This window comes from Pectobacterium peruviense, assembly GCF_003312355.2.
Classification (GTDB): Bacteria; Pseudomonadota; Gammaproteobacteria; order Enterobacterales; family Enterobacteriaceae; genus Pectobacterium; species Pectobacterium peruviense.
Map to the genome: position 1 here is coordinate 3309488 of NZ_CP161826.1, position 13375 is coordinate 3322862.

Sequence of the window (13375 nt, forward strand, 5' to 3'; positions counted from 1 at the left end):
TTTTAACATGAAGTACTTCAGGGTGGAGTACCGTCAAAAAAGACCATACCCCGTCCTTTATTTCAGCCAGCACAGCAGCAAACACATCTTATTTGCCTCGTTACCAACCGTTACTGGGATCCTCCCAGTAATGAGTTACAGTTCAATGGCGATAAAACTTTCTATGATACAAAGCATCTTTAAGAGGAACCCCCCTCTGATAAGTAATACCAAAAAGCAAAACTACCACTCAATTTTTGCAACACTGCTAAAAATAGCAAGATCCCACTGTAATAAACAGCAATGATCTCGGTAAAAGAGCAGATTTCTTTAATGAAATTTACAATATTTCAGAAAAAAAGTCATAGATATCTTAACGATATCAATTCATTGATTCATCGATATAAAAAACGCCAGATATTTCCTAATCTGGCGTTTTTTAACAAACTGCACTATCTAATCATAAGAAAGCTAAGCATAAAAACGATTATTCCAACCATTCGGTATGGAATACACCTTCTTTATCCGTACGCTTATAGGTATGCGCACCGAAATAGTCGCGCTGAGCCTGAATCAGGTTAGCAGGCAGCACGGCTGAGCGGTAGCTGTCGTAATAGGCAATGGCCGCAGAGAACGTTGGCGTCGGGATCCCCTGCTGGACAGCGTATGACACTACATCGCGCAGTGCCTGCTGGTATTCGTCTGCCACTTTCTTGAAGTAAGGTGCCAGCAGCAGGTTAGCGATATCCGCCTTCTGATCGTATGCATCGGTGATTTTTTGCAAGAACTGTGCGCGAATGATGCAACCCGCGCGGAAAATCTTGGCGATTTCGCCGTAGTTCAGATCCCAGCTGTTCTCGTCTGATGCCGCTTTCAACTGTGAGAAGCCCTGAGCATAAGAAACGATTTTGCCCAGATACAGCGCACGACGTACTTTCTCAACGAACTCGGCTTTATCGCCACCGAATGGCTGAGCCGTTGGGCCAGTCAGTACTTTAGATGCAGCTACACGCTGATCTTTCAGTGAAGAAAGGTAGCGGGCAAAAACGGATTCCGTGATCAGAGACAAAGGTTCGCCTAGATCCAGAGAGCTTTGGCTGGTCCATTTACCGGTACCTTTGTTAGCCGCTTCGTCCAGAATCACGTCAACCAGGTATTTACCTTCTTCATCTTTTTTCTTGAAGATATCGGCTGTGATTTCAATCAGGTAGCTGCTTAACTCGCCTTTGTTCCACTCAGAGAACGTCGTAGCAAGCTCGGCATTGTCCAGATTCAGCGCCTGCTTGAGCAATGCATAAGCTTCAGCAATAAGCTGCATGTCACCGTATTCAATGCCGTTATGCACCATCTTGACATAGTGGCCTGCGCCATCAGCGCCAATGTAGGTCACACAAGCTTCACCGTCAGCACGTGCTGCAATCTGTTCCAGAATCGGCGCAACCAGCTCATAAGCTTCTTTCTGGCCGCCTGGCATGATGGAAGGCCCTTTCAACGCACCCTCCTCCCCACCGGATACGCCCGTACCGATGAAGTTAAATCCTTCAGCGGACAGTTCGCGGTTACGGCGAATGGTATCTTTATAGAAGGTATTACCACCATCGATCAGAATATCGCCTTTTTCCAGGTAAGGTTTTAGAGATTCAATCGTTTTATCGGTTGCTTCACCAGCCTTCACCATCAGCAGAATACGGCGGGGTTTTTCCAGGGATTCGACAAAAGCTTCAACGGTGTAAGAAGGCACCAGTTTTTTGCCCGGATTTTCCGCGATAACTTCATCGGTTTTATCGGAAGAACGGTTAAAGATGGAAACGCTATAGCCACGGCTCTCAATGTTCAGCGCCAGATTGCGCCCCATCACCGCCATACCGACAACGCCAATTTGCTGTTTGGACATTAAAGCAACTCCAGTCTGAAGGATAACCTGCCTGCAACGGCGACAACGTCTCGCGTTGCGGCCTCACAGGCAATTTAAAAACAGGCCAACATGGTAACTCAGCTTTGCGTGGGTGGGTAGTGATTGGTTTGATAGCGAAAGCTCACCCAATCGGAACGTATGGCGGGGAAAAGGAAAAACCGCAGAACGATTCAACGATCTGCGGTTTTACAGCGTGTCACAACCCAATATTACTTTTTCAGCAGCGCCTTAATACTTTCTTTAAATTCGGCACCAAATTCAGGATTGCGTAACCCATAAGACACAAATGCCTGCGCGTAACCCAATTTACGGCCGCAGTTAAAGTTCTTGCCCGACATCTGTACCGCATCAACCTGCTGGGTCGCGATCATATCGGCAATCACATCCGTTAACTGAATACGTCCCCATGCGCCAGGTTCAGCTTTATCCAGCAAAGACCAGGCATCGGCAGTTAAAACATAGCGCCCGACCGCAGAAAGGTCAGATCCCGTTTCGGACGGTGCCTCGGGTTTTTCAATCATAGACGTAATGGCAGCAGCATCGCCCGGATTCACTAGCGGGGTTTCACAATCGACGACAGAATACTCTGGAAGAACTTCGTAAGGACGATGCTTCACCAGTACCTGACTGTGGCCGGTCTCTTCAAAACGAGAGATCAGCAGCGCCAGGTTTTCCTGCGTCTGATCGGCCGTGCTTTCATCCAACACCACATCGGGCAATACCACCACAAACGGATTATCCCCGACGATTGGACGAGCACAGGAGACCGCATGCCCTAACCCCAACGTTTCTCCTTGGCGGACGTTCATGATCGTCACGCCTTTCGGACAGATGGCCTGAACTTCGGCCAACAATTGACGCTTCGCGCGCTCTTCAAGCAGAGACTCAAGCTCAAACGAGGTATCGAAATGGTTTTCGATCGCGTTTTTCGACGCATGCGTTACCAGAACAATTTCTTTAATCCCCGCCCTCACACACTCGTTGACGATCTTCTCAATCACCGGACGGTCAACCAGCGGCAACATTTCCTTAGGAATTGCCTTGGTCACCGGTAACAGATTCATCCCTAAACCTGCGACAGGGATAATCGCTTTCAATGATGTCATGGATTGACTCTCTTCAATCTGATGGTTTTTATCTGGTTTATTGTCTTTGTAGCGTAATGCCACAACGCTACTCATGGCACTAAGATTACACCTAATCAGCCACAAAGCGATCTCTGGTAGCTGACTTTTTCTGATGCGCTGAAACTCTAAAGTACAGCCGACCGAGGGTCAGTAATGATAATACTGGAGCCATTGTGCCGCACGTTGCAAGTATGTGTCTGGGTGGACGTTCGGTCTTACCCATCTAAATGCGGACCCGGTCCTAAATAACTTTGCAAAATAGTAGATAACTTGAAGGGAACTCAGTCCGAATTGAGCGTTCTGAACAATCGCCAAATCAAAACAAATCACCAACCGACTGAGCGATGCCGATCATAGCAGTAATCCCTGATGAAGAACGACTACTGATGCGTAAAGAAATCCAGCAGACACGCGATAAAAATTACGCCAGACGGCTAATTGCCATGCTGATGCTGCATCAGGGTATGACTGTCTCCGGGGTCGCTAACGCGCTCTGCGCTGCTCGCTCATCCGTCGGCCGATGGATAAATTGGTTTACTTTACATGGTGTTGAAGGACAACAAAAACTCATGCCCGGATGCGCTACCCGGTGGCCTGTCGCTGATATTCTTCAGGTTATTCCGTTGCTGGTACAACGCTCTCCGCAGGATTTCGGCTGGCTGAGCTCCCGATGGAGTACGGAACTTCTGGCGCGCGTCATTAACGACTTTTTGACGTGGCACTTCATCCCGCTACATTGCATCGATACCTTAAGTTGGCAGACATTGTTTGGCACAGAGCCGCTCCCACACTAAAAATCAAAGGCCCGCATTATGAGGAAAAACGACTCGCCATCGAACACACTGTCGCCCAGAAGCAGATGGACCATCCGGCATTTTATCAGGATGAAGTTGATATCGACCTGAATCCGAAAATCGGCGCGGACGGGATGTTGAAAGGGCAACAGAAACGTATTACTACGCCAGGACAGAACCAAAAGTATTATCTGGCAGGCGCACTGCATTCGGATACGGGAAGGATCCATTACGTCGGTGGTTGATAATTACATTATCCATAAAAGCCGCAAGGTGGAGCGTTGGCAGGAAAAAAACAAGAAGTTCCGGTTGCTGTTCCTGCCAACCTATTCACCATGGCTGAATCCGATAGAGTTGCTGTGGTTGTCGTTGCACGAAACCATAACGCATAACCATTAGTGTCGGTATATATAGCAGTTACTGGAACGGGTAAATCAATTCATGAACGCAGCCTCACCGTTCCCCGGTAATCAACATGGGCTGGCTAAAGTGGAGAGGTAATATGCGAAATTTAGACGGGGCAATAATAGCCCGTACTTATTGATTGGTACTCACCTAGCGGGGCTCATCATGGTTCGGGGTAATGAAAGCCCCATCAGAAACCTGATATATGGCTGCAATTACTCGTTTTGATCATTGCAGGAAACACCTTACACTGGCTGAGCGTCCATATATGCCGGGTAGGATCATGTAAGCACAATGGAGAGGTAATGTTACGCTGGTACTGAACAAAGAGAAGAGACCAATAACTAATTAGCGTAGAAAACACGACTATTATATCATAATAACTTTATTTTACGAAAATCGAATAACGCAACAAAGGCACGAAAATCGTTATATATTAAGAAAATAAAAAAATTATTAATTACTTTTCTTTTCACTGAAAATTAACCCTCACAGTTTTGACAACACTTTAATTGTTTTATTAATAACAATTTCCTCTGAGAAAAAATTTTCCGCATGCCGCCGTGCATTATGACCAAATTTTATAATATCTTCCTCACTAAGATGAAGGCAATGCTCAATGCAGGTAGCCAAGCTTTGTACCGAATGGGGCTCACACAGCCAACCAGTTTCATTATTGACAACTGCTTGTCTACACCCAGGAACATCAGAAACAATAGCTGGCCGGCCACAGCTAGCAGCCTCAAGAATAGTACGCGGCATTCCCTCACGATAAGAGGGCAAAACTACGATATCAGAGGTATAGATCCAGTTTTTTATATCATCTTGATGTCCGACAATCTCAACAACACCTTGATTACACCACTCGTTAATAGTCTCCTTACTGAAGGATGTTTTATTGTTGCTTTTACAATCCCCTACTAAGATAAATCGACAATTTGGATATTTTAATTTAATATAACAAGCAGCGCCGATAAACTCTCTGACACCTTTATCTGCTATTACGCGAGCTACCATTAAAAAACATAAATCCTTCCCAGAAGATATGGTTTTCCTCTGATATGAAAAGTCATCCACATTAACACCGGAACCAGGTAGTAAAGTAGAACTATGCTTACTTGCAAATCCTTTCGAGATCGCTAATTGCATATCATCATCATTCTGAAAAAAAATCTCCACGGCGGTTTTGTTACTTATTCCATAAAGATACCTAGCTAATTTATAACGAATCCCATCATGCATAAAAGCAGTACCAAGCCCAGAAATATTATTCGCATAAGGTAAATTAATAATCCGACAAGCCAAACCAGAGTATACATTAAGTTTAATGGTAAAATTGTATACAAAAAAAGGTTTTATTTCCTTTAAAAGGAAGTAAAGAGCAATAAAAGTTAAAAACTCCGTCTTAAAGGATATACTTTTTGCATCAATTTTTAATTCTCGAAACTCTGCGCCTAATAATGAAAATCTATTAGAATAATCATCAACTGGTGAGACGCAAATAACACGGTACCCTAGATCCATTAATCTCTTTATTGTACTACGCCTAAAGTTATAGAGATACCATGATGTATTTGCCGTTAAAACAATTGTTTCTTTCTGGTTCATATTATCCATAAAATTAATATATAACTTAACGTGAATAAATAGTTAAGTTAAGGGAAGTAATTTAACGTAAAAAAATAATTGCATTCACCACTAAAAAATGGTGGTGAAGAGGCAATAAAAAATTAAAAATAAGTCATGTGCATTATTTGAAGTACGATATATACCAGGGAATGGCCTGATCAATACCGTCCTTTATAAAATAGATTGGCTCATATCCAAGTAATCTCTTCGCTTTAGAAATGTTGGCTTGTGAATGGCGTACATCTCCTGCTCTAGAATCAGCGTGCTTAGGTTGTAATTCAACGATGATATTGTTTTTGTTTAGGGCATCCTTTATCACATAAAACAATTGATTCAGAGATGTCCTGTCACCAAGAGCAACATTATAAATCTGATCTTTAGCTTCATCAGATGCAACCGCGGCCAATATATTCATTTGAATAGTGTTTTCGATATAACAAAAATCTCTACTCGTCTCTCCATCACCATTAATAATAACAGGTTCACCTTTGATCATAGCTGATACCCATTTGGGGATTACTGCCGCATAGGCACCATTAGGGTCCTGACGTTTACCAAATACATTGAAATAGCGTAATCCGATACATTTAAAGCCATAGCATCTAGAGAAAACTTGAGAATATAACTCATTGACATATTTTGTCACTGCATATGGGGATAGTGGATTACCAATATTTTCCTCTACTTTTGGTAGTACAGGATGATCACCATAGGTAGAACTGCTAGCTGCGTAGGTAAAACTTTTGACCCCAGCATCTCTTGCAGACACTAACATGTTTAAAAAACCAGTGATATTTACTGAATTGGTATTAATGGGATCATTTAACGAACGAGGTACGGACCCCAAGGCAGCCTGATGTAATATATAGTCAACACCAACAACAGCCTGCTGACAGGTCGTTAAATCGCGAATGTCTCCCTCAATAAATTTAAAACTCCCCCACTGCTTTTGACTAACCAATCTTTCTACTTCATCCAAATTATGCTGGTGTCCAGTAGAAAAGTTATCTAACCCAACGACGGTTTGATCTAACTTTAATAAATGCTCTAGTAAATTAGAGCCAATAAAACCAGCCACACCAGTAACCAACCAAACTTTGGGATGTTTTACCAACGCGGCCAAAACACGCTCATACTTCATAAATACCACCTCCATCCTATATTAAAGGCGTAAATCGGATTCATTTGAATTCAAAATATATTTTAAATCGTAAATTATATGGTTAGACTTAGCATATTTTTTTATCCCATCGATACCTAACTCCCGAAACGTATCATGAGCGACTGCTAATATTATTGCATCATAATGGCCTATAACCGGATTGTCTTTTAATTCTACATTATATTCATCATAAGCTTCTTCGTTATTTACCCATGGGTCATAAACATCAGGGGACATACCATATTCAACCAACTCATTTATAATATCAACAACTTTTGTATTTCTGATATCAGGACAATTTTCTTTAAATGTCAACCCCATAATTAATATATTAGCCTTGCTAAAATTTATATTATTCTTAAGCATTTTTTTTACTAATTGAGAAACGATATACTTCCCCATATTATCATTAATACGACGCCCAGCTAAAATAACCTCTGGATGATAACCAATTGCTTGTGCTTTATGTGTGAGATAATAAGGATCAACGCCAATACAATGTCCTCCAACTAATCCCGGACGAAATGGTAAAAAATTCCATTTTGTTCCAGCGGCAATTAAAACCTCTTCAGTATCTATTCCCAGCTGGTTAAAAATTACTGCTAGTTCATTAATCAATGCAATATTGAGATCCCTTTGAGTGTTTTCTATCACCTTTGCTGCTTCAGCAACTTTTATTGAACTAGCTTTATAAGTTCCGGCTAAAATAATAGAACGATATAAGGAATCTACAAATTCAGCGACTTCAGGTGTTGATCCAGACGTTACCTTTTTTATCGTAGTTACTCTATGAGTTTTATCACCTGGATTGATTCTTTCTGGGCTGTATCCTGCGTAAAAATCTACATTAAACTTCAATCCAGACACTGATTCAATAATAGGAATGCAGTCTTCCTCTGTAGCACCTGGATATACCGTTGACTCATAAATCACGATGTCATTTTTTGAGACCACGCTCCCCAAGCACTTAGATGCATTAATAAGAGGACTCAAATCAGGTCTTTTATACTCATCAATAGGAGTTGGTACTGTTACAATATATACATTGCACTCCTTAACATCTTCTATATTAGAAGTATATTTTAATTTATCAGCACTTTTTATTTCTTCAGAAGAACATTCTAGTGTTGAATCGTTACCTTCATTCAACTCCAATATTCTATTTTTGTTTATATCAAATCCAAACGTTTTGTATTTTTTACCAAATTCAACAGCTAATGGCAATCCAACATAACCTAAACCCACAATGCAAATTTGTATATTTTTCAATGAACTCATGACATTTACCTTAATAAAAATACAATATCAAATACAATTTCAATTTACTTTACGAAAAGATATTGAATTTAATATTTTTAATATTTCCGGAGCAGTGACTGATGTATTATATAATTTTTCAACCTTCCAGCGAGCATTGATTCCCATACTAGTCCTTAGAGAAATATCGCGCCCTAAAGTCTCCAAACTAGTCCCCCAATCTGTATCGCTTTCTGCTAAAAAACCAACATCAGCCGTAACTATATCTTTATTAACACCAACCGGTGATCCAACGACTGGACGCCCGCAAGCCATATATTGAATTAGTTTATAACCACACTTACCTCTTTCCCATGGTTCATCTGGTAATGGCATGATTCCGACATCTATTGAAGCCAATAACTCAGATTCACTTTCTTCTGACCATTGATGCTGTTCCAATGGGACAGGACAATTATTCAAATGAGGAGCACCTATTGTTACTAATCGAACATTAAGTTCTTTAGGCAATCTATCAAGCACTTTCATCATTGGTTGCAGATATTTACTTGTACTAGGAGAACCAATCCAGCCAATTCTATATTCCCCAACATTCTGAGAAATAGAGGAAAAAGAATATTTATTTATATCTATTACCGTTGGCACATAGGCTATCTTTTTCGCACCGTGATTTTTCACATAATCATAAAGATAACTGTTCCCAACAAGAACACAATAAGAATTTCTAAGTAAAGAATCTAATTTGTTCGTCAGTAAATTCCTAATGAATGGTACCGAATGAAGATCATAATTATGAAAAATAGCATCATCATAATCAACTATATACGGAATTTTAGATGATATTAAGATATTTTCAAAAAATGCGGGCAACAATGGTAAGGTTTCTTTTTCTATCCATAAAACATCAAATTTATTTAACCTCAACAGCCTAGAGATCCTTCGCACGTAAGAATAAAAAACTGTGATTAATGAACGTTTGTTATATTTGTAGAGTTGATCTAAGTATTTAGCATCGAACAGCGGCGAGACAGTAACCTCGTACCCATTCTCTGAAAAAAATGGAATATACTGAAATGATCTTAAACGACTACTGGCACCATTGATATCATAGCGAGATAATACCAATAATTTCTTATCAGTCATTTTTAAAGCCTTTCTTTATAATAGCTGGTAATTCTCCCCAAAGCATTTGATAGCCTAACAGAGTGTCTTTCGTTTCTTGTTTAGAAAAGTGAGAAATAGCAAAAATCAATCTAGAAAAAGGCTCTACGAACATAGTTAAAAAAACAACCCATAGTGCATCAACCTTAGAAAAATGCTTAAAACTATAAGTTATCCTGCTCTGTAAGGAATAAAACAAGCGCAAGGCTTTAACTTTTTCTGATGTCCCCCCCCCTTTATGAAAAGCTGTAGCTTCTGAATAATAATAAACCTTCCATCCAGCGTTTGATATCCTTAATGACAAATCAAGATCTTCTAAATAAACAAAGAACCTTTCATCAAACCCCTCTAGTTCCTCAAAGACATCTCTCCTCATGAAGTAATATGCTCCAATGCAATGATTAACCTCTCTACTTGAAAGATGATCAAAATCGTGCATGAAAATATAAGGGAATTTCTTAGGGAATAATTTTGACAAACCAGTAGAGTGACCAAAATATGTAATTAAAGAGGGAAAATAAGTACAACATTTCTGTACTAAACCAACTTCATTATTAAGCCTAACACCACAAACTGCTATTTTTTTATCTTTTGCAAATTGTGATGTCATAAATTCCATTGTTTTCCTTAGGGTATCCTCTAGTAACTTCGCATCAGGATTTAAGAAAAGAATAAAATCTGATTTTAAATTTGAAGCCCCAAGATTACATGCTTTACCAAAACCTAGGTTAGTATCAGATAGAATCACATCCAGTTTCTCTTCATTTTTTGGCAAATAAGAAATGGAATCATCTGTTGAATTATTATCGACGACGATTATCTTATCTGCATAATCCATTCCATATTTAAAAATAGAATTAACACAATCGAGCAACTGTTCACCTGAGTTCCAATTAACTATCACTATCGATGTTCGCATACTTACCCTTTATTATAAAAACAGCAACCAATATAAACAAAACTTGTGTGACACCATTAATGCCATAGAGGTATACATCTTTAAAATTACCAATAAGAATAAAAAACAAAACAAAACAAACAATATATTTTATATTTTTATCTTTCAATGTTTTTGCAAAAATAAAGCAAGCGACATAGGGTAGGAATAAAATTGGGATAGCAATAAAGCCACCAAAAAATATCATTAAAACGTAACCGACATCAGAATTTATGTACTCAACATTGTCTCCACGACCAAACGTCCCCATCCCAAAAAACATATCTATTGGGTTCTTGGGAAGAAAATACATTGTATCGAATAAGAGTCCTGTAGAACCAGATTCTATTTTCCCTGACTTATACATATTAATGAAGATTTCTAAAGCCCATCCTGCGATACCAGTGATTTGCTCCCATGGTACTACTATTAAAATAGTAGCCATGCTAATACAAAGAACAGAAAAAATTATAAAAAGCATTTTTCTGAAGCTTACAGGGCTATTCGGAATGAAAAAAACAGCCACAATAACTCCAATAATTAATATTATCCCCAACCGCCCCGAAATGAACGTCCCCAAGAGTAAAGTTGCAGAACATATAATCCCTAACATATAATTTTTCATGTTGTTACGGGACGAATTATTTGCGAAGCGGAAAACACATAATAAAAAAACCATTGCATTAAACACCGACAATATAGAGGCCCCAGCGTAAAAAAGTCCAGATGATCTATATCCCTGCTGCAGATGTGTTATGTTATTTTCGTTAGTAGAAATAAAATTATAAAAAAAATCAGACACCTTAGGGGACAGTAACATCAGTATTGCTATAAAAGCGTTCATCACTCCAATGAAAATTAAATCATTGACTAGAATTTTTTCAGCGTCGGCACCATAAATTTTGAAATATAACCGCACTATCTGCATTGACGAAACAAACAAAGCAAACCCAATGAGGACTAATTTTAAAACAAACCACTCTACGGCACCATATAACAAAATAATAATTAAAGAATAACACAGAGCAATTAAAAAAGAGAACAATATAAAAAACTCTCTCTTGCTTGGTGGAGCATATATTATATTAAATAAATATAAAAATAAAAAAGGAAATATTGCTATATAAGGAGTGGTTATTTCAATACTAAAGAGATTTATTTTTGCAGGAATAATAAAAAAAGTCAGCATTAAAAACAATAGAGGCCTAACCATCCGACTAATCGGCATCATATGTTCATTTTCCTTGAGATAACATAAAGATGGAAATATTATTTATAATATTTAACGAGTACGAGAGGAGAAAAGTAAGGTCAAATCATTTTAATTTTTTTCAAAAAAATCAATTTCATTTGAAAAAATGAATATAATGACTTTCTATATATTCTGCTCAGAAGATTACGCCCATATCTTAAATCATACCCATATGATTTAAGATACAATCTTGATATTCCATGAAAGTTATCTTTATACTTAAAATTAACTTGTGTCATTTCATTTTCAATCCCCTTTAAATAAACTGGTTTTGATGAAATATTATCACCATGAATTCTATAACATGCTATCTTATGCTCCGAAAAACCAACGTTGCACTTTGATATTAGTCGAAGATAAAAGTCCCGATCTTCGGCATTCAAACCTACTTGGTAATTTCCTATAGTGCCATATACTGAGCTTTTTAATAATAGTGCAGGCCCCGGCACAGTCCAATTCATTACCAACTCATCGTGAATATATTTAGATTTCAGTCCATTTTTAAAGGCTTTTCTATAATCAAAGAAAGAACTATGGAATAATATTTTTCCATCCATATCTATAACATGACAATCACTAATTAAAGCATCATATTTATTTTTTTTTATTTCTTCAACTGCATAATCTAGAGAGTTATCTACCAAAAAATCATCACTTGCTATTAAGTAACTATATTCAGAGGTTATTTCTGAAACACAGCGATTTAGTGTTAAACAGACACCTTGGTTTGCATCATTTTTTAATAGTTTGTAATTCAGTCTCTTTCCATTTTTTTCTTTTAATTTCCTTAAGGTTCTATCTGCAACATCATAGCTATCATCAACTGAATAATCATCACAAACAATTAATTCTATATTGCCGCTGTAAGCATCACATATGCTTACTAAACATTTTTCAACATACAATGAATGATTATAGACAGGAACCAAAACACTAATATTCATATTTAAAACCTGATTAAAGCAATGGAAAAAACGTTGAAATTAGCAAATACAGTTTTATTTATCATCTATCCCAAAATACGTTTACCTTTTTAATACGCGCTGGACACCCAACAATGAGTGAATTTGGAGGGTATTTATTATTAACATATGATTTCGCGCCTACAATTGAACCACTTCCGACCTCACTTCCTGCGGAGATAGTTACACCTTCACTAATCCAAACATTATTCTCGATAGTGATAGTTTGTGATTTTATATTCCCATTTATTTTATGATTTGAGGTGTCCGTAATATAACACCCCCAAGAAATAATAGTACCCTCTCCTATATTAATTTCCTTGGAGCATATTATTATAGAATTACAAGTTATTCCGGAAACATTTCCATCTCCACCACCACCAATATATAATTTCGCGTTCTTCTGAACAATCATTTTAACTCCATCGCCTAATAAAAACCTTTTGTTAAAATTAATCTGGCAGCTATCAGAAAAGGAAAGCACAGTTGCATTATTCCCAGAAAAAAAACCTTCAAATATTATTGCCACCTTCTCAGTTGATTTTATTAAACAACTACTAGATTTATTAACTACCACTTTAAATACATTTTTAGAAAAAAACACTCGGGGATATAAAGTAATTCCAAAAAGACGCATACTTATACACCACGAATAAATGTATTTATAAATAAAGACAAATACCCCTACCAAGGGTTTTTCTTTGATATTTAATATCAAAAAATAAAGTAAAATATGATTTCCCTTTAACTTTTTTACTTTTTCCTTTAACTTAAGGACGTTTTTTTTCATACACT

10 protein-coding genes and 1 pseudogene are annotated in these 13375 nt (G+C 38.1%); 1 reads left to right on the top strand and 10 read right to left on the bottom strand.

Annotated features, from left to right (window positions below; genetic code table 11):
• Positions 1-466: 466 nt before the first annotated feature.
• Both gndA and DUT67_RS14995 read right to left on the bottom strand, forming a co-directional pair.
• Positions 467-1873 (bottom strand): NADP-dependent phosphogluconate dehydrogenase, encoded by a 1407-nt coding sequence (gene gndA / locus DUT67_RS14990; protein ID WP_113627390.1) that lies wholly within the window; start codon positions 1871-1873, stop codon positions 467-469.
• Positions 1874-2103: 230 nt separating this feature from the next.
• Positions 2104-3000 carry a sugar phosphate nucleotidyltransferase gene (locus DUT67_RS14995; protein WP_113627409.1) on the bottom strand — a complete coding sequence of 299 codons (897 nt, stop codon included), beginning with the start codon at positions 2998-3000 and terminating at the stop codon, positions 2104-2106.
• Positions 3001-3365: 365 nt separating this feature from the next.
• On the opposite strand from DUT67_RS14995, the pseudogene DUT67_RS15000 reads away from it, so the two are divergent.
• Positions 3366-4316: pseudogene (locus DUT67_RS15000) on the top strand (IS630 family transposase).
• A gap of 393 nt (positions 4317-4709) precedes the next feature.
• On the opposite strand, the gene DUT67_RS15005 reads toward DUT67_RS15000, so the two are convergent.
• The 8 genes from DUT67_RS15005 to DUT67_RS15040 form a co-directional block, all read right to left on the bottom strand.
• Positions 4710-5828 (bottom strand): glycosyltransferase family 4 protein, encoded by a 1119-nt coding sequence (locus DUT67_RS15005; protein ID WP_189339513.1) that lies wholly within the window; start codon positions 5826-5828, stop codon positions 4710-4712.
• 142 nt (positions 5829-5970) lie between these two features.
• Positions 5971-6990: an NAD-dependent epimerase/dehydratase family protein gene (locus DUT67_RS15010; protein WP_113627387.1), complete on the bottom strand. Its 1020-nt coding sequence runs from the start codon at positions 6988-6990 to the stop codon at positions 5971-5973.
• A 21-nt stretch (positions 6991-7011) separates the two neighbouring features.
• Positions 7012-8289 (bottom strand): Vi polysaccharide biosynthesis UDP-N-acetylglucosamine C-6 dehydrogenase TviB, encoded by a 1278-nt coding sequence (tviB, locus tag DUT67_RS15015; protein WP_113627386.1) that lies wholly within the window; start codon positions 8287-8289, stop codon positions 7012-7014.
• A 39-nt stretch (positions 8290-8328) separates the two neighbouring features.
• Positions 8329-9411 (bottom strand): glycosyltransferase family 4 protein, encoded by a 1083-nt coding sequence (locus DUT67_RS15020; protein WP_113627385.1) that lies wholly within the window; start codon positions 9409-9411, stop codon positions 8329-8331.
• On the bottom strand, positions 9404-10348 hold the full coding sequence (locus DUT67_RS15025) for a glycosyltransferase family 2 protein (RefSeq protein WP_223254614.1): 945 nt from the start codon (positions 10346-10348) through the stop codon (positions 9404-9406). Before DUT67_RS15025 ends, DUT67_RS15020 begins: the two co-directional genes overlap by 8 nt.
• Entirely contained in the window at positions 10323-11597 is a 1275-nt protein-coding gene (locus DUT67_RS15030; protein WP_113627384.1) for a hypothetical protein, read from the bottom strand. Before DUT67_RS15030 ends, DUT67_RS15025 begins: the two co-directional genes overlap by 26 nt.
• A gap of 80 nt (positions 11598-11677) precedes the next feature.
• Complete coding sequence (locus DUT67_RS15035; RefSeq protein ID WP_113627383.1) at positions 11678-12562, bottom strand: glycosyltransferase family A protein; 885 nt, start codon at positions 12560-12562, stop codon at positions 11678-11680.
• A 61-nt stretch (positions 12563-12623) separates the two neighbouring features.
• Complete coding sequence (locus DUT67_RS15040) at positions 12624-13370, bottom strand: acyltransferase (RefSeq protein ID WP_189339512.1); 747 nt, start codon at positions 13368-13370, stop codon at positions 12624-12626.
• Positions 13371-13375: the final 5 nt, after the last annotated feature.

What these genes read in the sequence shown, in the direction of transcription:
- DUT67_RS15035 (WP_113627383.1), bottom strand. Translation starts at nt 12,562, where the DNA reads ATGAATATTAGTGTTTTGGTTCCTGTCTATAATCATTCATTGTATGTT.
- DUT67_RS15020 (WP_113627385.1), bottom strand. Translation starts at nt 9,411, where the DNA reads ATGACTGATAAGAAATTATTGGTATTATCTCGCTATGATATCAATGGT.
- DUT67_RS14995 (WP_113627409.1), bottom strand. Translation starts at nt 3,000, where the DNA reads ATGACATCATTGAAAGCGATTATCCCTGTCGCAGGTTTAGGGATGAAT.
- DUT67_RS15005 (WP_189339513.1), bottom strand. Translation starts at nt 5,828, where the DNA reads ATGAACCAGAAAGAAACAATTGTTTTAACGGCAAATACATCATGGTAT.
- tviB (WP_113627386.1), bottom strand. Translation starts at nt 8,289, where the DNA reads ATGAGTTCATTGAAAAATATACAAATTTGCATTGTGGGTTTAGGTTAT.
- gndA (WP_113627390.1), bottom strand. Translation starts at nt 1,873, where the DNA reads ATGTCCAAACAGCAAATTGGCGTTGTCGGTATGGCGGTGATGGGGCGC.
- DUT67_RS15040 (WP_189339512.1), bottom strand. Translation starts at nt 13,370, where the DNA reads ATGAAAAAAAACGTCCTTAAGTTAAAGGAAAAAGTAAAAAAGTTAAAG.
- DUT67_RS15010 (WP_113627387.1), bottom strand. Translation starts at nt 6,990, where the DNA reads ATGAAGTATGAGCGTGTTTTGGCCGCGTTGGTAAAACATCCCAAAGTT.
- DUT67_RS15025 (WP_223254614.1), bottom strand. Translation starts at nt 10,348, where the DNA reads ATGCGAACATCGATAGTGATAGTTAATTGGAACTCAGGTGAACAGTTG.
- DUT67_RS15030 (WP_113627384.1), bottom strand. Translation starts at nt 11,597, where the DNA reads ATGATGCCGATTAGTCGGATGGTTAGGCCTCTATTGTTTTTAATGCTG.